A 21,982-nucleotide genomic window follows, 5' to 3' on the forward strand; every position below is an offset into this window, starting at 1 on the left:
GATTCCCGGACACGGCTCCGCCGCACACTGACATCCCGTCCACACCGACGTTCCATCCACGTCGTCCCCACACGAGGATCCAAACGCCGAGACACCCATGGCCGGTCAAGAATTCTTCGAATCCGCGGACCGCAAGCGGTGGCCCGTCGCCGATCACACGGCGGCCGAGCCCCTTGCGGCGGAAGAGACACGCCCTTCCTGCGATCCTGCCTTCAAGCACGGCGTCGTCGTCGGCTTCGACGGTTCGACGTCCAGTGAGCGCGCCCTCGCGTACGCCGTCGGCATGGCCCGCCGCTCCGGCTCGGGCCTGATCATCGTGCATGTCGCCAACCGGCTGCCCACGACCGTGTGGGCCGGCTGCGAGCCACCCGTGTTCGTCGACGTTCCCGACCACCGGACCGAGGTCCTCGGGCTGGAGCTCGCCTGCGCCGATTATCTGGCCGAGGTGCCCTGGATCCTCGTCGAGCGAGGCGGCGACATCTGCCACGAACTCGAAGAGGTGGGCCGGGAGTACGAGGCCGACGCGATCGTCGTCGGGTCCACGCACGGGCTCGTCGGCCGGCTCTTCGGGTCGGTCGCGGGGCGGCTCGCCAAGCGGGCGCAGCGGCCGGTCATCGTCATTCCGTGACGTTCGGCGCCGCTGTTCCGTGACGTTCCGCGGCGTCAATCCGTGACGCTCCGCGTCGCTTCCGGAAACCCGTAAGTCTACTGACGCGTAGAGGTGTTTGTGCCCTTGTGAAGGGCATAACCCGCGTGATGCCTGACGGAGTGGCGTGACGGCCACGGGTAGTTGGCAGCGGCGTCGGGGCGTTGGGCGGCCCCGGCGTGTCGAACGGACCCCCACGTGATGGGTGGCATCACGTGGGGGTCCGTCCTTGTTGTGTGGCCTCTGCGGGTGGGTGGGGGTTGCTCGCGCCCACGCGGCGGAGCCGCGTATCGATGCAGCCCCGCGCCCCTCAAGGCCAGAAGCCGGCGCGCCTCTATTCGACCGTGACCGACTTCGCGAGGTTCCTGGGCTTGTCGATGTCGCGGCCCAGGGCCAACGCCGTGTGGTAGGCGAGGAGTTGGAGGGGGATGCCCATGAGGATCGGGTCGAGTTCGTCCTCGTTCTTGGGGACGATGATCGTCTGGTCGGCCTTCTCCTGGTCGCGGTGGGCCACGGCGAGGATCTTGCCGCTGCGGGCCTTGATCTCCTCCAGGGCGGCGCGGTTCTTCTCCAGGAGGTCGTCGTCGGGGACGATGGCGACCGTCGGGAGGGCGGGCTCGATGAGGGCCAGCGGGCCGTGCTTGAGCTCGGAGGCGGGGTAGGCCTCGGCGTGGATGTAGGAGACCTCCTTGAGCTTCAGGGAGGCCTCGCGGGCCACCGGGTAGCCCCGGACGCGGCCGATGAAGAGCATCGAGCGGGCCTCGGCGTACCCCTGGGCCAGCTTCTTGATCTCCTCCTCCTGCTCCAGCATCTCGGAGATCTGGGCGGGGAGCTTGCGCAGGCCCGCGATGATCCGCTTGCCGTCGCGGACGGAGAGGTCGCGGGTGCGGCCCAGGTGCAGGGCGAGGAGCGCGAAGGCCACCGTGGTGTTGGTGAAGCACTTCGTGGAGACGACGCAGACCTCGGGGCCGGCGTGGACGTAGATGCCGCCGTCCGCCTCACGGGCGATCGCCGAGCCGACGACGTTCACGACGCCGAGGACGCGGGCGCCCTTGCGCTTCAGCTCCTGCACGGCCGCCAGCACGTCGTACGTCTCGCCGGACTGGGAGACGGCGATGTAGAGGGTGTCGGGGTCGACGACCGCGTTGCGGTAGCGGAACTCCGACGCCGGCTCGGCGTCCGCGGGGATACGGGCCAGCTCCTCGATCATCTGGGCGCCGATCATGCCCGCGTGGTACGAGGTGCCGCAGCCGAGGATCTTCACGCGGCGGATCTGGCGCGCCTCGCGGGCGTCCAGGTTGAGGCCGCCGAGGTGCACGGTGGAGAAGCGGTCGTCGATGCGGCCGCGCAGCACGCGGTCCACGGCGTCGGCCTGCTCGTGGATCTCCTTGTGCATGTACGTGTCGTGGCCGCCCATGTCGTACGAGGCGGCCTCCCACTCCACGGTGGTGGGCTCCGCCGTGGTGCGGGTGCCCTCCGTGGTGTACGTGCGGAAGTCGTCGGCCTTGAGGGTGGCCATCTCGCCGTCGTCCAGGGTGACGATCTGGCGGGTGTGGGTGACCAGAGCGGCTATGTCCGAGGCGACGAACATCTCCTTCTCGCCGATGCCGAGGACGACCGGGGAGCCGTTGCGGGCCACGACGATACGGTCGTTGAAGTCGGCGTGCATGACGGCGATGCCGTACGTGCCCTCGACGATGCGGACCGCCTGGCGGACCTTCTCCTCCAGGGTGGTGGCCTGGGAGCGGGCGATGAGGTGGGTGAGGACCTCGGTGTCCGTCTCGGACAGGAACTCGACGCCGTCCGCTTCGAGCTTCTTCCGCAGGTCGGAGGCGTTGTCGATGATGCCGTTGTGGACGACGGCGACCTTGTTGTCGCCCGACATGTGCGGGTGCGCGTTGACGTCGGACGGGGCGCCGTGGGTGGCCCAGCGGGTGTGGGCGATGCCGGTGGTGCCCTTGAAGCGCGCCGGGACCTTGGCCTCCAGGTCACGGACCCGGCCCTTGGCCTTGACCATCTTCAGGCCGGCCGTCTTGGGCGAGGTGACGACTATGCCCGCCGAGTCGTAGCCCCGGTACTCCAGGCGCTGCAGGCCCTCAAGGAGCAGCGGCGCCACATCGCGCTTGCCGATGTAACCGACAATCCCGCACATATATACGTATCCCCTAGCCGTAGTTGTTCAGCAGTGGCCGATCGGTCGCGGATGAGTCAGCCGCTGGTGATCAGCCGTAGACGATGCGGCGCAGCTGCCTGAGCGTGAGCTCCGGCGGTGCGACCGCCCGGTACTTCAGGTCCGCCTCGATCCGTTCGAAGATCGTCGCGTTGACCAGACCCTGGGCCTGGAGCTCGCGGTGGCGGCGACGGACGTAGGCCTCGGTCGTCTCGTCGAAGAAGGCGAGCACGTCCTGGATCACCCGCAGCGCCTCGCCCCGGTTGAGGGGCGAGGATCGCGTCAAATGATCAACAAGTTCGTCGTGCACTCGGTAGATCCTGAGGTACGTGCGGGCGTTACGCAAGAATTCTGCCCGATATCGGGCAGGGTGCTGTTACCGGCCCTTGGGGGAATGTTGAATGTGTTATGAGTGGCTGTTCGTGCGCTGTCCATCCGGCGTCCCGCATCACGTCGCCTGGGGCGACGAGTTTCGGACGCCATGGACATACCTCGCATGGGCGTACCCGAGCAGCTGGCCGAGCGCATGAGCATGGCCGAGCAGCACGAGTACCTGCGCTCCAAGTTCTCCCGGCGCTCGATGATCAGAGGCGGCGCCGTCACGCTCGGCGCCGTCGCGGGTGGCGCGTTCGTCCCGGCCACGGCCCAGGCGGCCGGCCCGGCCGCCCTCCGCACCTCGGTTCCGACCCAGGCCGACGCGAGCGCCGAGCGCGTCGACGGCTCCCTCGTCGCCCCCTTCGGCCGCCACCTCGCCTACGGCAACGACCCGCGCACCGAGATCACCATCTCCTGGCAGGTCCCGCTCCCGGTGAAGAAGCCCTTCGTCCGGATCGGCACCCACGCCTCGCACCTCTCGGTCAAGATCGAGGCCGAGGTCCGCACCCTCTACACCCCGGCAGGCGTCGGAGTCAGCGCCGATCACACCCAGTACTACGTCCACGCCGAGCTCACCCACCTCAAGCCCGGCAGAACCTACTTCTACGGCGTCGGCCACGACGGCTTCGACCCGGCCTCGCCGCGGTTCGCGGGCACCATCGGCACCTTCACCACCGCCCCCGCCGGCAAGGCGCCCTTCACCTTCACGGCCTTCGGCGACGAGGGCGTCGGCTACCACGGCCTCGCCAACAACAGCCTCCTCCTCGGCCAGAACCCGGCCTTCCACCTGCACGCCGGCGACATCGCCTACGCCGACCCGGCCGGCCAGGGCAAGACCGCCGACGCCGGCTTCGACTCCCGCGTGTGGGACCAGTTCCTCGCCCAGACCGAGGCCGTGGCCAAGTCCGTCCCGTGGATGCCCGCCTACGGCAACCACGACATGGAGGCCTGGTACGCGCCCAACGGCTACGGCGGCGAGGAGGCCCGCTGGAACCTCCCCGACAACGGCCCCGACCGGAAGAACCTGCCGGGCGTCTACTCCTTCGTCTACGGCGGCACGGCCGTCATCTCGCTCGACGCCAACGACATCTCCTTCGAGATCCCGGCCAACCTCGGCATCTCCGGCGGCACCCAGACCACGTGGCTGGAGGCGCAGCTCAAGAGGTTCCGCGCGTCCAAGGACATCGACTTCGTCGTGATCTTCTTCCATCACTGCGCCTACTGCACCTCCACCGCGCACGCCTCGGAAGGCGGTGTGCGCCAGGAGTGGGTGCCACTGTTCGAGAAGTACTCGGTGGACCTGGTCATCAACGGCCACAACCACCAGTACGAGCGCACCGACGTCATCAAGGCGGGCGCGGTCACCAAGAAGCTCCCGATCGGCGGCACGACGTACCCGGAGACCGAGGGCGTGGTGTACGTGACGGCGGGCGCGGCCGGCCGCAGCCTCTACTCCTTCACCGCCCCGCTGTCGTACGAGGGCCACGAGAACGAGGTCGAGTCCGTCCCGTCCTACATCAACACCAAGGAGGGCAAGCAGAACGAGACCGTCACGTGGTCACGGGTGCGCTACCTGGACTACTCCTTCCTCCGGGTGGACGTGAAGCCCGCGCCGAAGGGGCACTACGCCACGCTGACCGTGCGCGGTATCGCCGAGACGGGGGCGCAGGTCGACCACTTCACGGTGGCGCGCAGGGCCAAGTGACCATGGCAGGCGGTTCTCATACGCGCCCGCCATGGGCGTCGTACGCGTCCTACGCCCTACATGCGTCTGAGGACCGCCTGTTTGGCCATGGTGAACTCCTCGTCCGTGAGCACACCTGACCGGTGGAGGTCGCCCAGCTCACGGAGGCGGCGCAGCAGGGCGTCGTGGTCCTCCTCGGGGGCCGGCCGGTCCGGCGCCGGCGGGGGCGGTGTCAGCTGCTTCGGCGCCGGGGCCGCCGGATGCGGGAGCCGGGCCTGCACGGCCGCCGCGACCAGGGCCATCAGCGGGTCCTTCTTGAAGCCCCACAGCTCGACGGAGTTGGGGTCGTACTTGGGCGGCGCCTTCGTCGGCGCGTTCCGCACGGTGAAGCGGAGGCTGCCGTTCTCCAGGCCGACCGAGGGGTGCCACTCGACGCCCGCTATGTCCGCCAGCGGCAGCGTCCGCGCACCGGACGCGGCCTTCGAGTCCTCCGTCTTCCAGTTCCACTCCAGGCGTACGTGGTCGCCGTCGAAGCTCGCGGTGCCGTCCCCGGCGGAGACGGAGAGCGGCACGGCGGGGCCGGCGAGCAGGTAGGCGTCCACCGCGTCGGCCGGTACCTCGTCCAGGAGCAGCGCGTTCCGGATCTCGTCCACGAAGTACTCGGCGACTCCGTACCGGTCGGAGTCGACGCTCAGCCGGTACGGGTCGTTGGAGTCGGCGAGCCGGCCGCCGGTGGCCTGGAGGAGAGGGTCGGAGCCGTCGCGCAGCCTGAGGCGCAGCCGACCCGACTTCTTGCCCTGCTCGAAGGAGACGCCCGCCAACGCGCCCAGCGGGACGGCGAGTTCACCCAGGGTCCTGCGGAGCAGGCTCACGCCCTTGTCGCGGCCCGGGGTCAGCCGCAGTGTGTCGCCGTCGAAGGTCCAAGAGCCGTCCCGCTGCAGGATTTCCGCCATGAAACAGGATTGTTCCACCGGCTGCGGCGAGAGGTGGTCTAGACCTGAAGGGGGTGGAGGGGCGATGGTGGGGAGCGCACAGTTCGATGGGTGGAGGAGCTCGTTGTGAGACCGCACCACAGATCGACCCGACTTCTCGGTTCGCTGCTGCTGGTGGCGGCCGGGACCTTCATCGTGGGAGCCACGCCCGTGTCCGAGAACACCGAAGCCGCCACCATCCCGCTCGGGCAGGTGATCCCGGCCCCTGCCTCCGTCCGGGCCGACGGAACGCCGTACCGGCTGACCGGTGGTACGCACATCGTCGTGGACGGCGGGCCTGAAGTTCTCCCGGTGGGCGAGTACCTGGCGGGGATCCTGCGGCCCTCGACCGGCTACCGGCTGCCGGTCACCGAGCGACGAGAGGCCGGAATCCGCCTGCGGTTGGCCTCCGGGGAGACGGGTCTCGGCCAGGAGGGCTACCGGCTGGAGAGCGGCCCCTCCGGTGTCACTCTCACCGCCCGCGCGCCCGCCGGGCTCTTTCACGCCGTCCAGACCCTGCGCCAACTCCTGCCCGCCGCCGTCGAGAAGGACTCCGTGCAGCCGGGCCCCTGGCTGATCGCGGGCGGCACCATCAAGGACACCCCGCGCTACGGCTGGCGCGGCGCGATGCTGGACGTCTCCCGGTACTTCTTCGGCGTGGACCAGGTCAAGCGCCACATCGACCAGTTGGCGCTCTACAAGTTCAACAAGCTGCACCTGCACCTCTCCGACGACCAGGGCTGGCGCATCGCCATCGACTCCTGGCCGCGCCTCGCCCCGTACGGCGGCTCCACGCAGGTCGGCGGCGGCCCCGGCGGCTACTACACCAAGGCCGACTACCAGGAGATCGTCCGGTACGCGTCCTCGCGTCACCTTGAGGTCGTCCCCGAGATCGACATGCCCGGCCACACCAACGCGGCCCTCGCCTCCTACGCCGAGCTGAACCGCGACGGTGTCGCGCCCCCGCTCTACACCGGCACCGAGGTCGGCTTCAGCTCCCTCTGCGTCGACAAGGACGTGACGTACGACTTCGTGGAGGACGTCGTACGGGAGCTGGCCGCGCTCACGCCCGGCCGGTATCTACACATCGGGGGTGACGAGGCGAACTCCACCAGCCACGAGGACTACGTGACGTTCATGGACCGGGTGCAGCCGGTCGTCGAGAAGTACGGGAAGACCGTGATCGGCTGGCATCAGCTGACCGGGGCCGCTCCGGCGCGGGGCGCGCTCGCGCAGTACTGGGGGCTGGACAGCACGGGCGCCGAGGAGAAGGAGCGGGTCGCGGCGGCCGCGCGGAACGGGACGGGGATCATCCTCTCGCCCGCCGACCGGATCTACCTCGACATGAAGTACGACAAGGACACGCCGCTGGGGCTCGACTGGGCCGGATACGTGGATGTGCGGCGGTCCTACGACTGGGATCCGGGCGACTATCTGGCGGGCGCGCCCGGCTCCGCGATCCGGGGGGTCGAGGCGCCGCTGTGGACCGAGACGCTCGCGACGTCGGCGGATGTCGAGTACATGGCGTTTCCCCGTCTGCCGGGGGTTGCCGAGCTCGGCTGGTCGTCGGCGTCGACGCATGGCTGGGGTGGGTACAAGGTGCGGCTTGCCGCGCAGGGGGCTCGGTGGGATGCGCTCGGGGTCGGGTACTTCCGTGCGCCTCAGGTGCCTTGGCCTGCGCGGTAGGGCTCGGGGGAGCGGGGGTTCGGGTGCGTCGGCGGGTGCGGGTGCGGTGGGGCTTCTCGCGCAGTTCCCCGCGCCCCTGAAAAGCAGGGGCTGCGCCCCGTGCTTTTCAGGCCCGTTCGGCCAGGTCTTCCAGGCCGAACAACCGGCCGCATACGACGGGCACCTCGGAGGACCGTACTCCGAGGTGCCCGTCTGCTGTTGTGGGACCGTGCCGGGGGCTACAGGTCCGCGATGGGGTTCCTCAGGGTGCCGACGAGTTGCAGCGCGCCCGCCGGGTCCGCCAGGTCGACCATCTGCCTGTTGTCGCGCAGTTGGAGGCGGTTGAGGCAGGACAGTGCGAACTCGGGGGCGAACATGTCGTACTGGGCGAACTTGTCGGCGAGTTCGGGCATCGCGTGCTGGTAGTCGCGGACGGTCTCGGCGACCGTGCGCCAGAACTCCTCCTCGTCCAGGACGCCCTGCTCGGCGAGGTTCGCGGCCAGGAAGCGGAAGAAGCAGTCGAAGACGTCCGTGAAGAGGGACAGGAGCTTCTTGTCCTCGGGGACCTCGACGCGCAGCCGCTCGACCGTCGGCGGCAGTACCGCCTGCGGGTCCATGACCGCGATCTCCTCGGCGATGTCCTTGTAGATCGCCCGCTCGACGACACCGTCCTTCAGGACGAGGATGACGTTCTCGCCGTGCGGCATGAAGACGAGTTCGTACGCGTAGAAGCAGTGGAGCAGCGGAGTGAAGTACGCCCGCAGGTAGCGGCGCAGCCACTCCGTGGGGGTCAGGCCCGAGCGCTCGATCAGCGCGGCGGCGAAATTGTTGCCCTCGTGGTCGGTGTGGACCAGGGAGGCCATCGTCGCCAGGGACTCGCCCTCCTGGAGCGAGGCGACCGGGCTCTCGCGCCACAGCGCGGCCAGCATCTTCCGGTACGCGGAGAACTTGTCGGTGGCGGCCTCGTACTCCAGGTGCCGGTAGCCGACGGCGGCGCGCTCGCGGATGATCGACAGGCCGGTCGACTTCAGGACCGGGTCGCTGTCGATGAGACCGGCGAGCCAGTCGTTGATGGCCGGGGTCGCCTCCATGTACGCCGCCGAGAGGCCGCGCATGAAGCCCATGTTGAGGACGGACAGGGCCGTCTTGACGTAGTGCTTCTCGGGGCTGGAGCTGTTGAAGAACGTCCGGATCGACTGCTGGGCGAGGTACTCGTCGTCGCCCTCGCCGAGGCACACCAGGTTCCGCTGGGCGATCTCGGCGGCGAAGGTGACGGTGAGCTTGTTCCACCACTGCCAGGGGTGGACCGGGATGAAGAGATAGTCGGCGGGGTCCAACTCCCCTTCGCTGAGCACGGAGTTGAAGCGGTCGACCGTCTCCTTGCCCAGCTCGTCCCGGAGGAAGGCCTCGTACTCGATGCCCACGCCCGCCGTGAACGCAGCCCGTGAGCGGTGCGCGGCCAGCCAGACCAGGCGGACCGGGCTCGCCGTCTCGGGGGCGTACGAGAGGTACTCGTGGACGCCGAAGCCGAGGCGGCCGTTGTTGGCGACGAAGCAGGGGTGGCCCTCGGTCATCCCGGTCTCGATCGCCTGGAAGCCGCCGTCCACCAGCTCGGCGACCGGCGTCTGCGGCTTGGTGAGTTTGTAGCAGGTGCCGGCGAGGGTGGAGGAGATCTCCTCCAGGTAGACCGGGAGGATCTCGTCGCTCAGGCCGAGGGACTTCTTCAGCTCGATGAAGAAGTCCAGGGCGGCCAGAGGGAGGTCGACGCCGTCCCGTTGACGGGTGATCGAGTCGGCGTCGACCTGCCAGTGGTCGAGGGCGCGCCGGACGGCGGTGAACCCGTAGCGGGTCGAGCCGTCGTCGCCGCGGACCTCGAAGCGGCCGTCGGCGGTTGCCTCCGGCGTGATGAGCCGCTCGTGGGCGAACTCGGCGAGGGCTTTGCGGATGAGCAGGCGGTTGGCCCGTGCCCAGCGGTGGGGGGACAGGTGCGCTACGGCATCGGACAGGGTCATACGGCTACTCCTCGGGCGGCAAGGCTGGCAAGGCTGTGCCGCTTGACGAAGCGCTCTCGCGTGCAGAAGCTCAGCAGCGCGCGCTTCTCCGGCTTGTCGATCTCGCGGTCGGGGACGAAACCGACGACTTCGTTGAGGGCGTGGACGGCCTTGTTGGACACGTCCGGCTCGACGACGACCCGGTGGGTGGCCGGGTCCTCGAAGAGGTGCGCCATCACGGCGGTGATCACGGACCTGGTGAACCCGTGCACCGGGGTGTCCGTCGGCGGCACCAGGAAGTGCATGCCGACGTCTCCGGGCTCGGGCTCGTACAGGCCGACGAGTTCACGGTGGACGGGGTCGTACCGCTCCATGAGGAACACGGGTTCGCCGTCCAGCAGCCCCAGCAGGGCCTGCTGGTGCGGGTCGGCCGCGACCTCCATGTACGCCCGCTCGACGTCCTCCAGCCTGGCGTCCCGCATCATCCAGTACGCCGCTTTCGGGTGCGTCACCCAGCGGTGCAACAGCTCGGCGTCGCTCAGCGGGTCGAGGGGGCGGAAGGTGAAGTCCCCACCATCCGTGCCACTCGTGCCGCTCAAATCGCTGGTGCCGCTCATACCGCGAACTCCTGGAACGCGATGCTCTTCTCCACCGGGTAGTACTCGGTGCCGAGCAGTTCGCGGATGATGTACGCGTTCCGGTACGGGCCCATGCCCAGGTCGGGCGAGGTGACGCTGTGGGCGTGGACGGCCGCGTTCTGCAGGAAGACGCCCCGGCCGGTGGTGTCGATCGCGTAGTTGCGGGCCACGTCGAAGTTGCCCCGTGTGTCGTAGCGCAGCCGGTCGCGGACGGGCTTGAGGAACTCCGGCTCGGCGTACCTGTACCCGGTGGCGAGGATCAGGCCCTGCGAGTTGATCTCGTAGTCCTTCTCCTGCTCCTCCTGACGCAGGCCGAGAGTGTAGGTGCCGTTCTCGTAACTCGCGCTGTGCAGAGCGGAGTTGGTGAGCAGGCGGGTGGGGAGCGGGCCGCCGAGGCTCTTCCGGTAGAGCAGGTCGAAGATCTCGTTGACGAGGTCTCCGTCGATGCCCTTGAAGAGGCCCTTCTGCTCCTGGGTCAGGCGGTAGCGGGTCGGCTCCGGCAGCTCGCGGAAGTAGTCGACGTACTCCGGGGAGGTCATCTCCAGCGTGAGCTTGGTGTACTCCAGGGGGAAGAAGCGTGGGGAGCGTGTGACCCAGTTCAGCTGGTAGCCGTGGACGTCGATCTCGCTCAGCAGGTCGTAGTAGATCTCGGCGGCCGACTGCCCGGAGCCGACGAGGGTGATCGACTTCTTCTTCTGCAGCTCCTGCTTGTGCGCCATGTAGCGGGAGTTGTGGATGTGGTCGCCGTCCAGGCCCCGCACCGCCTCCGGGATGTACGGGGGCGTGCCGGTGCCGAGGACGAGGTGCCGGGCGTGGAGGACATCGCCGTCGGCCGTCCTCACGGCGTAGACGTCGTTCTCGTACGTCACCTCCGTCACCGTCGTGTTGAAGCGGACGTTGCTCAGCCGGTTCGCGGCCCAGCGGCAGTAGTCGTCGTACTCGACCCGCAGCGGGTAGAAGTTCTCGCGGATGTAGAACGAGTACAGACGGCCCGAGTCCTTCAGGTAGTTCAGGAAGGAGTACGGGGAGGTCGGGTCGGCGAGGGTGACCAGGTCCGACATGAACGGGGTCTGCAGGTGGGCGCCGTCGAGGAACATCCCCGAGTGCCACTCGAAGGCGGGCTTCGAGTCCAGGAAGATCCCGTCGAGTTCGGTGATGGGCTCGGTGAGGCAGGCGAGGCCGAGGTTGAAGGGTCCCAGCCCGATGCCGATGAAGTCGTGTGTTTTCACGGCGGGTTCAGGAAGCGACGCGGTCAAGGGATTCTCCCAGGTACTGCTCGGCGTGGCCGGCGATCAGGTCGAGTACGGCGGCGATGTCCTCGGCCGTGGTCTCGGGGTTGAGCAGGGTGAACTTCAGGTAGTGGCGACCGCCGACCTTGGTGCCCGCGACCACGGCGTCACCGGAGGCGAACAGGGCCTTGCGGGCGTACAGGTTGGCGCGGTCGATCTCGGCCGGGTCGGTGACGGCCTCGGGGATGTAGCGGTAGACCAGGGTGGACAGCTGGGGCTCCACGACCACGTCGTAGCGCGGGTCGGCGGCGAGCAGATTCCAGCCCTCCTGAGCCAGGTCGCAGACCTCGTCGAAGAGCTGGCCGATGCCGTCGGCGCCCATCGTGCGCAGCGTCATCCACAGCTTGAGCGCGTCGAAGCGGCGGGTGGTCTGCAGGGACTTGTCGACCTGGTTGGGGATGCGTTCGGTGACCATGCGGCGCGGGTTGAGGTACTCCGCGTGGTAGGTCGCGTGGCGCAGGGTGGCCGCGTCGCGGACGAGGACGGCGGACGAACTCACCGGCTGGAAGAAGGACTTGTGGTAGTCCACGGTGACGGAGTCGGCGCGCTCGATGCCGTCGAGGAGGTAGCGGCGCTTGAGCGAGACGAGCAGACCGCAGCCGTAGGCGGCGTCGACGTGCATCCAGGTGTCGTACTGGGCGCACAGTTCGGCTATCTCGGGCAGCGGGTCTATGGAGCCGAAGTCGGTGGTGCCGGAGGTGGCGACGACGGCCATGGGGACGAGGCCGTCGTTCCTGCAGCGCTCCAGCTCACGGGCGAGGGCGACGGTCTGCATGCGCTTGGTGCCGTCGACGGGGATGGACACGACGGCGTCCTGGCCGAGGCCCAGCAGTTTCGCCGACTTCTTCACGCTGAAGTGACTGACCTCGGAGGCGAAGATCCGCAGTTTGGCCGTGTCGTCGGTCTTGGCCTCCTCACGGGCGAGGAGCAGGGCCTGCAGGTTGGACTGCGAGCCGCCGGAGGTGAACACGCCGTCGGCGGAGGGCCCGAACCCGATGCGCTCGTTGGTCCAGTCGATCAGTTTGCGCTCGATCAGGGTGCCGCCGGCCGACTGGTCCCAGGTGTCCAGGGAGGAGTTGACCGCGGAGAGGACGGCCTCGCCGAGCACGGCCGGGATGACGACCGGGCAGTTGAGGTGGGCGAGATAGCGCGGGTGGTGGAAGTACACCGCGTCGCGCAGATAGACGTCCTCCAGCTCGTCGAGGACGGCGGCCGTGTCGTGCAGCGGCTTGTCGAGGTCGATCTTCTCGATGTGGGGGGAGAGGGCGTCGACGGTGACACCGGTGAACGGTCGGTCGGTGGTGGCGAGTCTGGCCGCCACCCGCTCCACGCCTTCGGTCACGGTGCGGCGGTACCGCTCCGCGGTCGTGTCATTGAGCAGGTGCGAGCGCATGGGGAGATCCTCCGAGCGGGGCGGTCCGGGCGGGACGGAGAGGTGAGGGGGGTGACATCACGTCGTCCAACTTAGGTAAGGCTAACCTAACTAACTCAAGAGAAACCCGGACTCAGCCGTGACCGTGGTCACTTCAGTAGCTCCAGTAGCTCTACGGCTCTAGTGACTCCGGGGTCTCTGTGACTCGGTCTACTCGCCGCGCTCCCGCAACTGCTCCTCCGTCAGGCCCTCACGCCAGTACCCGACGAAGGTCACCCGCCGCCTGTCGAGCCCGCGCTCCCGCACGAGATGACGGCGCAGTTCCTTCACGCGGCCGGACTCACCGGCGATCCACGCGTACGGCAGCTCACTGGACGGCAGTTGGGCGGCACGGATGGTGTCGAGGGTGGTCGGTGCCCCTTCGGTCCGCACCAGGCACGTGATCTCGGCGTCGGCGTCCGTGGCCAGGTCCTGGATGTTCCCCGCGTGGCGGACCTCCAGCCAGACCCGGGCCCGCATGCCGGCCGGCAGTGACTCCAGGATCGCCGAGGCGGCGGGCAGGGCCGTCTCGTCACCCCAGATCAGCACCAGATCGGTGTCCGCCGGGGGACGGAAACGGATCGCGCGGTTGTCGGCGACGGCGGGCCCGAGCAGCACGACCCGGTCACCGGCCCGCGCCGCCGACGCCCACCGGGACGCGGGCCCGGCGGGCACGGCGGCCCCCGGCTCCACCCCGTGCAGCACGAAGTCGATGTCGATCTCGACGGTGTCGCCGTGTTCGTCCGGGCGGAGTCCCCGCAGGGTGTACGAGCGCATCACCGCCCTTACGCCGTCCGGCAGTTCCCGCCACGCCTGCCACCAGCCGTCGCCCAGTTCGAAGGGGATGGCCGGGGCGTCCTGCCCCGGATGCGGCAGAAAGAGGGACAGCGACTGATCCCGGCCGTCGGAGTGGAAGTACCTCAGATCGTCCCCCGCGAACGAGACACGCACGAGAGACGGCCCCAGCCGCTCCGTCCGTACGACCTGAAGAGAGAAGAAACGGAAGGGGGCGGCTATGGCCGTCGTCATGTGATGGGCTCCTGGATCAGGGGCGGTGCGTATGCGGGAGAGGGCGACCCCAGGCAACCCGGGGGCGGGGGGCGCTGACATGTGCGGCTCCGCCGCGTGGGCGCGACCGGCCACAACGGACCCGCAGCTCACCCACGGCCTCGGCCTTAACCGACCTTCTTCGCGTTCTCGATGGCCTCGGCCAGCCCCTCCAGGAGCGGCGCGCACTTGTCGTAGGACAGGATCGGCTCGGGGTTACGCCCGATGACCTGCCCCGCCTTCACCGCCGGCAGCTTCTTCCACGTCGCCTCTTCGATCGCGTCCGGCTGGATCGCCGACGTGCGGTTGTCCATGATGATGACGTCCGCGTCGTACTTGTCGACGTTCTCCCAGCTGAGGTTCTCGAACCAGCCCCCGCTGGCCTTCAGCGCGGCGGCGCTCGGCTCCACGAAGTTCACGCCGAGGGCCTTGAAGTACTCCAGGTCGATGGAGAGGTTCGAGCCGGAGACGTAGAAGATGTCCTGGCTGGCGGAGCCGGCGAGCACCTTGATGTCGGGCTTGGACTTGGTGGCCGCGCGCAGCCGTGCGGCCGCGTCCTCGAACCGCTTCTTGGCCGCGACGGTCTTCTCGGACTCCACGTCGGCGCCGAGGGACTTGGCCAGCTCCAGCATGCGCTGCAGGGGCTCGGTCATCTGACGGTCGTACGCGGAGATGCCGACGCTCGGGGCGAGCTGGGCGATCTTGTCCTTGGAGGTTTCGGGCACGTACCAGAGGGTGCCGGCGTCGTCGAACAGCGTGGTGATGAGGACGTCGGGGGCGAGGGCGGCGTACTTCTCGACGTTGAACTCGTCCCAGACGTTGCCGAGGATGGTGAGCTTGCCGATGTCGAGGTCGCCGGCCTGGACGTCGGCCTTGCCGTCGGTCGTCCTGGTCGGCCCGAAGACGCCCTTGACGTCGATGCCGTAGTCGTACAGCGCGGCGGCGACACCCACGAACGCGACGATGTTCGCCGGAACCTTGTCGGTCTTGGCGGTCACGCCGCGGTCGTCCTTGAACGACCAGGGGCCGGACTTGGCGGCAGCCGTCTCCTTGCCGGAGCCAGTGCTGCTGCTCGTCGCGTCCTCGTCCCCACAGGCGGCGAGCACGGCCCCGAGACCGAGTGCGCCACCGGCGGCGAGGATGCCACGGCGGGTGAGGTGAGCGGCTCTGGCGTTGGACATGTGATGGCTACTTTCGAACGGGGCGAAGCGTCGCCCGGGGGTGAGTTCGAAGGTAGGTTAGCCTAACCTCACTAGTTGTCCAGAGGGTGGTTCCAGGAAGTGGAACACCCGGGTCCCCATCCGTTCTAATCTTTGAACTGCCTGTGAATCAAAGGTGGGTGGGGTTCGTGGGGTGTTGACAGGTCTTGAACCTGTGGGTTGTGTCACCAATGCGCAGGGCGCCCCGGAGTGGTCCGGTCGAGCCTCCATGCGGGACAAAAGGGCACCCGGCTCGCGTGTGGCGGGCCGGGTGGGAGGGTGCCGGAGCCGGGTCGTCATGGCTGCCTCCGGCCGTTATTCGAACATATCCTGTCGGTCAGCCGGTCAGCCGGTCAGTCCCAACTCCCGTGCGATCAGCATGCGTTGTACCTCGCTCGTGCCCTCGCCGATCTCCAGGATCTTGGAGTCGCGCCACATGCGGGCGACGGGGTACTCGTTCATGAAGCCGTAGCCGCCGTGGATCTGGGTGGCGTCGCGGGCGTTGTCGACGGCGATGGTGGAGGAGTGGAGCTTCGCCAGGGCCGCCTCCTTCTTGAAGGGTTCGCCGGCGACGAGGCGGTAGGCGGCGTCGCGCCAGGCGAGGCGGGCCGTGTGGGCCTTCATCTCCATGTCGGCGATCTTGAACTGGATGGCCTGGTTGGCGCCGATCGGGCGGCCGAAGGCGTGCCGTTCCTTCGCGTACTTCACCGACTCGTCCACACAGCCCTGGGCGAGCCCCGTGGCGAGCGCCGAGATGGCGATGCGGCCCTCGTCGAGGATGCGCAGGAACTGGGCGTAGCCGCGGCCGAGTTCTCCGAGGAGGTTCTCCGCCGGGACCCGGACGTCCGTGAAGGACAGCTCACGGGTGTCGGAGGCGTTCCAGCCGACCTTCGAGTAGGGGGCTGCCACCGTGAAGCCCGGGGTGCCGGACGGGACGATGATCGAGGAGATGAGGGGCTTGCCCTCCGGGGTGCGGCCGGTGACCGCGGTGACCGTGACCAGGGCCGTGATGTCCGTCCCCGAGTTGGTGATGAAGCACTTGCTGCCGTTGATGACCCATTCGTTCGTCGACTCGTCCAGGCGGGCCGTCGTCCGGGTCGCGCCCGCGTCCGAGCCGCCGTCGGGCTCGGTGAGGCCGAACGCGCCCAGCACCTCGCCGGAGCAGAGACGCGGCAGCCACTCCTCCTTCTGCGCCCGGGTGCCGAAGAGATGGATCGGCATCGCGCCCAGGGAGACCCCGGCTTCGAGGGTGATGGCCACGGACGAGTCCACCCGGGCCAGCTCCTCCAGGGCGATGCCCAGCGCCAGATAGTCGCCGCCCATGCCGCCGTACTCTTCGGGGAACGGCAGCCCGAACAGCCCCATGCGGCCCATCTCGCGCACGATCTCGTACGGGAACTCGTGCCGCTCGTAGAAGTCGCCGATCTTGGGTGCGACGACCTCGTGCGCGAACTTCTCTACCGTGCGGCGGAGTTCTTCCAGCTCGGGGGAGAGGCGGTGGTTCATGAACGTCACGGCTCCTTGTGGTCCTCGTGGCCCTCGGCGTCCTCGTGGGACAGGGCTCGAACGGTGCGGGACGGGCTGGGTCGGCCCAGGTGTCCGGCCATCCACGTGCTCGTGGCGACGAGGCGGCCGAGGTCGACGCCCGTGTCGATGCCGAGGCCGCGCAGCATCCACACGAGGTCTTCGGTGGCGAGGTTTCCGGTGGCGGACTTCGCGTACGGGCAGCCGCCGAGGCCGCCGGCCGACGCGTCGACCGTCGTGACGCCGTGTCGCAGCGCCGCGAGGGTGTTGGCCAGGGCCTGGCCGTAGGTGTCGTGGAAGTGCACGCCGAGGGAGGTGATGGGTACGTCCGCCTCGTCGAGGGCGGCGAGCAGGGCCTCGACGTGGCCCGGGGTCGCCACGCCGATCGTGTCGCCGAGGCTCAGTTCGTCGCAGCCCAGGTCCAGGAGTGCTCGGCAGACCCGTACGACCTGGGGGATCGGGACGGGGCCCTCCCAGGGGTCGCCGAAGCACATGGAGAGATAGCCGCGGACATGGCCGCCCTCGGCCTTCGCCCGGGTCACCACCGGCTTGAACATGGCCAGCGCCTCGTCCACCGTGCGGTTGAGGTTGGCCTTGGCGAAGGACTCCGTGGCGCTGGCGAAGACGGCGACGCGGCGGGCGCCGAGGGCGAGGGCGCGGTCCAGGCCGCGTTCGTTCGGCACCAGGACGGGGAGGTCGGCCGGCAGTTCGCGCACCCGCGGGAACAGCTGCTCCGCGTCGGCCAGTTGGGGCACCCACTTGGGGTGCACGAAGCTGGTGGCCTCGATCGTCGTCAGTCCCGCGCCGGCCAGACGGCGGATGAACTCCGCCTTCACCTCCGTCGGGACCGTGCTCTTCTCGTTCTGCAGGCCGTCCCGCGCGCCCACCTCGTGGATGCGGACGCGCGCGGGCAGGTCCGGGGCGGGGACGGTCATCGGCAGGCCCGGATCCGTGCCGCTCATACGGCGGCCTCCTCGGCCGGGTGGGGCGCGACGACGGCCAGCACCTGGTCCATGGCGACGGTCGTGCCCGGCGTGACGTCCAGCTCGGTGACCGTCCCGGCGTGCGGTGCGGAGACGACGTGCTCCATCTTCATCGCCTCGACCACCAGCAGGCTCTGTCCGGCGGCCACCTCGTCCCCCACGGCCACCTTCACCACGGTGACCGTCCCGGGCATCGGCGCCGTCAGTGAGTCCGCGCCGGCGCGGTCGGCACCGGTGAGCGCGGCGGCGACGGGGTCGTGGTCGCGCACGTGCCAGGCGTCGCCGTCGCGGCCGATCCAGTCGGCGGCGCGGTGGAAGGTGTGGCGGATGCCGTCCAGGGTCACGGACACCTGGTCGCCGGTGACCGTGTGGGTGCCCCGGAGGTGGTGGGTGACGGGTTCGAGTCCCGGCGCCCGCAGGTCGAAGGCGGGCGGCAGGGGCGCACCGCCGAGACGCCAGCCGCTCGGGACGGAGAAGGGGTCGGTCCAGCCGTCCCCGCGAGGCCTCAGCCCGTCGAGCCGTACGGCCGCCGCGGCCTCGTACACCGCTTCCGGGACCTCCGTGGAGACCAGCTCCTCGACCTCCCGCTCCACCAGCCCCGTGTCCAACTCGCCCGCCACCACCGCCGGATGGGCCAGCAGCCGCCGCAGGAACCCCGCGTTCGTCGGGACGCCCAGGGTGACCGTCTCCGCGAGGGCCGCGCGGAGTCTGCGCAGGGCGGTGGGCCGGTCGGGGCCGTAGGCGATGACCTTGGAGAGCATCGGGTCGTACAGCGAGCCGACCTCCGTGCCCTCGGTGAGGCCGGAGTCCGTACGGACACCGTCGCCGTCCGGCTCGCGCAGGCGCAGGATCGTGCCGCCGGAGGGGAGGAAGCCGCGTGAGGGGTCCTCGGCGCAGATCCGCGCCTCGACCGCGTGCCCCGTCAGCCGTACGTCCTCCTGCCCGAAGGACAGCCGCTCGCCCGCCGCGACCCGGAGCTGCCACTCCACCAGGTCGACACCGGTGACCAGCTCGGTCACCGGGTGCTCGACCTGGAGGCGGGTGTTCATCTCCATGAAGTAGTACGAGGAGGGGTCGCCGCCGGGGACGATGAACTCGACCGTGCCCGCGCCGGAGTAGCCGCAGGAGCGGGCCGCCTGGACGGCCGCCTCGCCCATGGCCGCACGCGTGGCGGAGTCGAGGAGCACACTGGGCGCCTCCTCGATGACCTTCTGGTGGCGGCGCTGGAGGGAGCACTCGCGCTCACCGAGGTGGACGACGTCGCCGTGACCGTCGGCCAGGACCTGGATCTCGATGTGCCGGGGGCGGTCGATCCACCGCTCGACGAGGAGGGTGTCGTCGCCGAAGGAGGCGCGGGCCTCGCGGCGGGCGGCGGCGATCTCGTCGGCCAGCAGCTCCGCGTCCCGGACCAGCCGCATGCCCTTGCCGCCGCCGCCCGCGCTGGGCTTCAGCAGTACCGGCATGCCGATCTCATGGGCGGCGTCGGCGAGTTGGGAGTCGGTGAGGCCGCTGCCGCTCGAACCGGGCACCACCGGCACGCCGGCCGCCCGTACCGTCTCCTTGGCGCGGATCTTGTCGCCCATGAGGGAGATGGCGTCGGCGGGCGGGCCGATGAAGACGAGGCCCGCGTCGGTGCACGCCCGCGCGAACCCGGCGTTCTCGGCGAGGAAGCCGTACCCGGGGTGGACGGCTTGGGCGCCGGTGCGGGCGGCGGCCTCCAGCAGCCGCTCCACCGACAGATAGCTCATCGCCGCCGGCGCCGGACCGATCCGTACCGCCGTGTCGGCCTCCCGGACGTGCCGGGCGTCGGCGTCCGCGTCGGAGAAGACCGCGACGGAGCGGACGCCGAGGGCGCGGAGGGTGCGGATGACGCGGACGGCGATCTCGCCCCGGTTGGCCACCAGCACCGTGTCGAACATGGTCGGCTTCTTCGGTTCCATCGACTTCGTCGGATTCATCGGTTCCCCCTCACATCCGGAAGACGCCGAACTGGGGGTCACCCAGGGGCGCGTTGGCGCAGGCGGTCAGGGCGAGGCCCAGGACCTGGCGGGTCTCCAGCGGGTCGATCACGCCGTCGTCCCAGAGGCGGGCGGTGGCGTAGTAGGCGCTGCCCTGGCGCTCGTACTGGGCGCGGATCGGGTCCTTGAAGGACTCCTCGTCCGCCGCCGGCCAGTCCTCGCCGCGCGCTTCCAGCTGGTCCCGCTTCACCGTCGCGAGGACGGACGCGGCCTGTTCGCCGCCCATCACCGAGATCTTGGCGTTGGGCCACATCCACAGGAAGCGCGGGGAGTACGCCCGGCCGCACATCGAGTAGTTGCCCGCGCCGTACGAGCCGCCGATCACGACCGTCAGCTTGGGGACGCGGGTGCAGGCCACGGCCGTCACCATCTTCGCGCCGTGCTTGGCGATGCCACCGGCCTCGTAGTCCCGGCCGACCATGAAGCCGGAGATGTTCTGCAGGAAGACGAGGGGGATGCCGCGCTGGTCGCACAGCTCGATGAAGTGGGCGCCCTTCTGGGCGGACTCGGAGAAGAGGATGCCGTTGTTGGCGACGATCCCGACCGGGTGCCCGTGGATCCGGGCGAAGCCGGTGACGAGGGTCTGTCCGAACTCGGACTTGAACTCGGCGAACCGCGAACCGTCGACCACGCGCGCGATGACCTCGCGCACGTCGTACGGGGTGCGCGAGTCGACCGGCACGGCGCCGTACAGCGTGTACGGGTCGACCTTGGGCTCGACGGCCGGCTCGACCGACCAGGGGAGCGGGCCCCGGGAGGGGAGGGTGGAGACGATGGTGCGGACGATGCGCAGGGCGTGGGCGTCGCTCTCGGCGAGGTGGTCGGTGACGCCGGAGATCCGGGAGTGGACCTCGCCGCCGCCCAGCTCCTCGGCGGTGACGACCTCGCCCGTGGCGGCCTTCACCAGCGGGGGGCCGCCGAGGAAGATCGTCCCCTGGCCCCGGACGATGACGGCCTCGTCGCTCATGGCGGGGACGTACGCGCCGCCCGCCGTGCACGACCCGAGGACGGCGGCGATCTGCGGGATGCCCGCCCCCGACATCCGGGCCTGGTTGTAGAAGATCCGGCCGAAGTGCTCGCGGTCGGGGAAGACCTCGTCCTGCATGGGCAGGAAGGCGCCGCCGGAGTCCACGAGATAGAGACAGGGGAGGCGGTTCTCCAGGGCCACCTCCTGGGCCCGCAGATGCTTCTTCACCGTCATCGGGTAGTACGTGCCGCCCTTGACGGTGGCGTCGTTCGCGACGACCACGCACTCACGGCCGCTGACCCGCCCGATCCCGGCGATGACGCCCGCGGCCGGGGCCTGGCCCTCGTACAGGCCGTCCGCGGCCAGGGGTGCCAGCTCCAGGAAGGGCGAGCCGGGGTCGAGGAGGGTGTCCACCCTGTCGCGCGGCAGCAGCTTGCCGCGTGCGGTGTGCCGGGCGCGCGCCTTCTCGCCGCCGCCGAGGCGCGCCGCGGCCAGCTTGGCCCGCAGTTCCTCGCCCAGCGCGCGGTGCGCGGCCTCGTTGGCCCGATACGCCTCCGCCGCGGGATCTGCCGCGGTCGTCAGCTCCGGTGCCTGGTCCATCGTGCGGTCCCCTCACCCAGTGGTCACCTGTGGTCACCTGTTAATGAGCGTTAACGCGTTTCCATCAGGTTAACGACCGCTAACCTCCCTGTCTAGAATTGACTTCATGGCCATGAGAACCGACGCGCCCACCCGCCGCGAGCAGATCCTCAAGGAAGCCGCCCGCCTCTTCGCCGAGCGTGGCTTCCACGGTGTCGGAGTCGACGAGATAGGGGCGGCCGTCGGCATCAGCGGGCCGGGTCTGTACCGGCACTTCGCGGGCAAGGACGCGATGCTCGCGGAGCTGCTGGTGGGGATCAGCGGGCAGTTGCTGACAGGGGCGAAGCGCAGGGTGGCGGAGGCCGACGGGTCAGGCCGGGGGGCCGACGCGTCCGGCCGGCCGGGCGGGGCGGGCGGGGCGTCCGTCGGGCGCGACGCCGAGGCGATCCTCGATTCCCTCATCGAGGGGCACATCGACTTCGCTCTCGACGACCGTCCCCTGATCACCCTGCACGATCGCGAGCTGGACCGCCTCCGCGACAGCGACCGCAAGCTCGTGCGGCAGCTGCAGAGGCAGTACGTCGAGCTGTGGGTCGGGGTGCTGCGGGAGGTGTACCCCGGGCTGGTGGAGCCCGCCGCACGCTCCGCCGTCCACTCGGTGTTCGGACTGCTGAACTCGACGCCGCACCTGGGCCGGGCGGGGTCCCTGCCCGGGCGGGCGACCACGGCCGAGCTGCTGCACAGGATGGCCCGGGGAGCGTTCGAGGCGGCGGCGGGGGAGCGGGCGCAGGGGTGAGCCCGTACCGGCGGGTGGGCGCCGGTACG

At 69.7% G+C, this 21,982-nt stretch carries 17 protein-coding genes; 4 read left to right on the top strand and 13 right to left on the bottom strand.

Annotated elements, in window-relative coordinates; all coding sequences use genetic code 11:
- Nucleotides 1-97: 97 nt before the first annotated feature.
- A complete protein-coding gene (locus OG622_RS31890; RefSeq protein ID WP_371580066.1) occupies nt 98-628 on the top strand; it encodes a universal stress protein in 531 nt (176 codons plus the stop codon).
- Between the two features lie 352 nt (nt 629-980).
- Here OG622_RS31890 and glmS read toward each other — a convergent pair whose 3' ends face one another.
- Together glmS and OG622_RS31900 are read right to left on the bottom strand one after the other, a co-directional pair.
- Nucleotides 981-2,798: a glutamine--fructose-6-phosphate transaminase (isomerizing) gene (glmS, locus tag OG622_RS31895; protein ID WP_371580067.1), complete on the bottom strand. Its 1,818-nt coding sequence runs from the start codon at nt 2,796-2,798 to the stop codon at nt 981-983.
- 70 nt (nt 2,799-2,868) lie between these two features.
- Nucleotides 2,869-3,126, bottom strand: a complete 258-nt coding sequence (locus OG622_RS31900; RefSeq protein WP_086749226.1) for a hypothetical protein — start codon at nt 3,124-3,126, stop codon at nt 2,869-2,871.
- Nucleotides 3,127-3,312: 186 nt separating this feature from the next.
- Between OG622_RS31900 and OG622_RS31905 the strand changes: the two genes are divergently transcribed.
- Entirely contained in the window at nt 3,313-4,896 is a 1,584-nt protein-coding gene (locus tag OG622_RS31905) for a purple acid phosphatase family protein (protein WP_371584287.1), read from the top strand.
- 56 nt (nt 4,897-4,952) lie between these two features.
- Here OG622_RS31905 and OG622_RS31910 read toward each other — a convergent pair whose 3' ends face one another.
- Nucleotides 4,953-5,828 carry a DUF4429 domain-containing protein gene (locus OG622_RS31910; protein WP_371580068.1) on the bottom strand — a complete coding sequence of 292 codons (876 nt, stop codon included), beginning with the start codon at nt 5,826-5,828 and terminating at the stop codon, nt 4,953-4,955.
- Between the two features lie 105 nt (nt 5,829-5,933).
- Between OG622_RS31910 and OG622_RS31915 the strand changes: the two genes are divergently transcribed.
- On the top strand, nt 5,934-7,532 hold the full coding sequence (locus tag OG622_RS31915) for a beta-N-acetylhexosaminidase (protein WP_371580069.1): 1,599 nt from the start codon (nt 5,934-5,936) through the stop codon (nt 7,530-7,532).
- A 218-nt stretch (nt 7,533-7,750) separates the two neighbouring features.
- Here OG622_RS31915 and OG622_RS31920 read toward each other — a convergent pair whose 3' ends face one another.
- The 10 genes from OG622_RS31920 to OG622_RS31965 all read right to left on the bottom strand — a co-directional run bounded on the left by OG622_RS31920 (nt 7,751) and on the right by OG622_RS31965 (nt 21,178).
- Nucleotides 7,751-9,523, bottom strand: coding sequence for an IucA/IucC family siderophore biosynthesis protein (locus OG622_RS31920; protein WP_371580070.1), 1,773 nt, complete (start codon nt 9,521-9,523; stop codon nt 7,751-7,753).
- Nucleotides 9,520-10,119, bottom strand: coding sequence for a GNAT family N-acetyltransferase (locus tag OG622_RS31925; protein ID WP_371580072.1), 600 nt, complete (start codon nt 10,117-10,119; stop codon nt 9,520-9,522). Before OG622_RS31925 ends, OG622_RS31920 begins: the two co-directional genes overlap by 4 nt.
- Nucleotides 10,116-11,396: a lysine N(6)-hydroxylase/L-ornithine N(5)-oxygenase family protein gene (locus tag OG622_RS31930; protein WP_371580073.1), complete on the bottom strand. Its 1,281-nt coding sequence runs from the start codon at nt 11,394-11,396 to the stop codon at nt 10,116-10,118. Before OG622_RS31930 ends, OG622_RS31925 begins: the two co-directional genes overlap by 4 nt.
- The gene (gene desA, locus OG622_RS31935) at nt 11,377-12,822 is read right to left on the bottom strand and encodes a lysine decarboxylase DesA (RefSeq protein WP_371580074.1); all 1,446 of its coding nucleotides are present in this window, start codon (nt 12,820-12,822) and stop codon (nt 11,377-11,379) included. Before desA ends, OG622_RS31930 begins: the two co-directional genes overlap by 20 nt.
- A gap of 189 nt (nt 12,823-13,011) precedes the next feature.
- Complete coding sequence (locus tag OG622_RS31940) at nt 13,012-13,869, bottom strand: siderophore-interacting protein (protein WP_371580075.1); 858 nt, start codon at nt 13,867-13,869, stop codon at nt 13,012-13,014.
- Between the two features lie 146 nt (nt 13,870-14,015).
- Nucleotides 14,016-15,068 carry an ABC transporter substrate-binding protein gene (locus OG622_RS31945; RefSeq protein ID WP_371580076.1) on the bottom strand — a complete coding sequence of 351 codons (1,053 nt, stop codon included), beginning with the start codon at nt 15,066-15,068 and terminating at the stop codon, nt 14,016-14,018.
- 363 nt (nt 15,069-15,431) lie between these two features.
- Nucleotides 15,432-16,592 carry an acyl-CoA dehydrogenase family protein gene (locus OG622_RS31950; RefSeq protein WP_371580077.1) on the bottom strand — a complete coding sequence of 387 codons (1,161 nt, stop codon included), beginning with the start codon at nt 16,590-16,592 and terminating at the stop codon, nt 15,432-15,434.
- Nucleotides 16,593-16,597: 5 nt separating this feature from the next.
- A complete protein-coding gene (locus tag OG622_RS31955) occupies nt 16,598-17,572 on the bottom strand; it encodes a hydroxymethylglutaryl-CoA lyase (RefSeq protein WP_371580078.1) in 975 nt (324 codons plus the stop codon).
- Nucleotides 17,569-19,512, bottom strand: coding sequence for an acetyl-CoA carboxylase biotin carboxylase subunit (locus OG622_RS31960; RefSeq protein WP_371584288.1), 1,944 nt, complete (start codon nt 19,510-19,512; stop codon nt 17,569-17,571). The genes OG622_RS31955 and OG622_RS31960 overlap by 4 nt, the downstream gene beginning before the upstream one ends.
- Nucleotides 19,513-19,561: 49 nt before the next feature.
- Entirely contained in the window at nt 19,562-21,178 is a 1,617-nt protein-coding gene (locus OG622_RS31965; protein ID WP_371580079.1) for a carboxyl transferase domain-containing protein, read from the bottom strand.
- A gap of 106 nt (nt 21,179-21,284) precedes the next feature.
- Here OG622_RS31965 and OG622_RS31970 point away from each other — a divergent pair, with 106 nt between their 5' ends.
- Nucleotides 21,285-21,953: a TetR/AcrR family transcriptional regulator gene (locus tag OG622_RS31970; RefSeq protein WP_371580080.1), complete on the top strand. Its 669-nt coding sequence runs from the start codon at nt 21,285-21,287 to the stop codon at nt 21,951-21,953.
- Nucleotides 21,954-21,982: the final 29 nt, after the last annotated feature.

This window comes from Streptomyces sp. NBC_01314 (assembly GCF_041435215.1).
GTDB lineage: Bacteria > Actinomycetota > Actinomycetes > Streptomycetales > Streptomycetaceae > Streptomyces.

What these genes read in the sequence shown, in the direction of transcription:
- OG622_RS31890 (WP_371580066.1), top strand. Translation starts at nt 98, where the DNA reads ATGGCCGGTCAAGAATTCTTCGAATCCGCGGACCGCAAGCGGTGGCCC.
- glmS (WP_371580067.1), bottom strand. Translation starts at nt 2,798, where the DNA reads ATGTGCGGGATTGTCGGTTACATCGGCAAGCGCGATGTGGCGCCGCTG.
- OG622_RS31905 (WP_371584287.1), top strand. Translation starts at nt 3,313, where the DNA reads ATGGGCGTACCCGAGCAGCTGGCCGAGCGCATGAGCATGGCCGAGCAG.
- OG622_RS31910 (WP_371580068.1), bottom strand. Translation starts at nt 5,828, where the DNA reads ATGGCGGAAATCCTGCAGCGGGACGGCTCTTGGACCTTCGACGGCGAC.
- OG622_RS31920 (WP_371580070.1), bottom strand. Translation starts at nt 9,523, where the DNA reads ATGACCCTGTCCGATGCCGTAGCGCACCTGTCCCCCCACCGCTGGGCA.
- OG622_RS31925 (WP_371580072.1), bottom strand. Translation starts at nt 10,119, where the DNA reads ATGAGCGGCACCAGCGATTTGAGCGGCACGAGTGGCACGGATGGTGGG.
- desA (WP_371580074.1), bottom strand. Translation starts at nt 12,822, where the DNA reads ATGCGCTCGCACCTGCTCAATGACACGACCGCGGAGCGGTACCGCCGC.
- OG622_RS31940 (WP_371580075.1), bottom strand. Translation starts at nt 13,869, where the DNA reads ATGACGACGGCCATAGCCGCCCCCTTCCGTTTCTTCTCTCTTCAGGTC.
- OG622_RS31945 (WP_371580076.1), bottom strand. Translation starts at nt 15,068, where the DNA reads ATGTCCAACGCCAGAGCCGCTCACCTCACCCGCCGTGGCATCCTCGCC.
- OG622_RS31950 (WP_371580077.1), bottom strand. Translation starts at nt 16,592, where the DNA reads ATGAACCACCGCCTCTCCCCCGAGCTGGAAGAACTCCGCCGCACGGTA.
- OG622_RS31955 (WP_371580078.1), bottom strand. Translation starts at nt 17,572, where the DNA reads ATGAGCGGCACGGATCCGGGCCTGCCGATGACCGTCCCCGCCCCGGAC.
- OG622_RS31960 (WP_371584288.1), bottom strand. Translation starts at nt 19,512, where the DNA reads ATGTTCGACACGGTGCTGGTGGCCAACCGGGGCGAGATCGCCGTCCGC.
- OG622_RS31965 (WP_371580079.1), bottom strand. Translation starts at nt 21,178, where the DNA reads ATGGACCAGGCACCGGAGCTGACGACCGCGGCAGATCCCGCGGCGGAG.
- OG622_RS31970 (WP_371580080.1), top strand. Translation starts at nt 21,285, where the DNA reads ATGGCCATGAGAACCGACGCGCCCACCCGCCGCGAGCAGATCCTCAAG.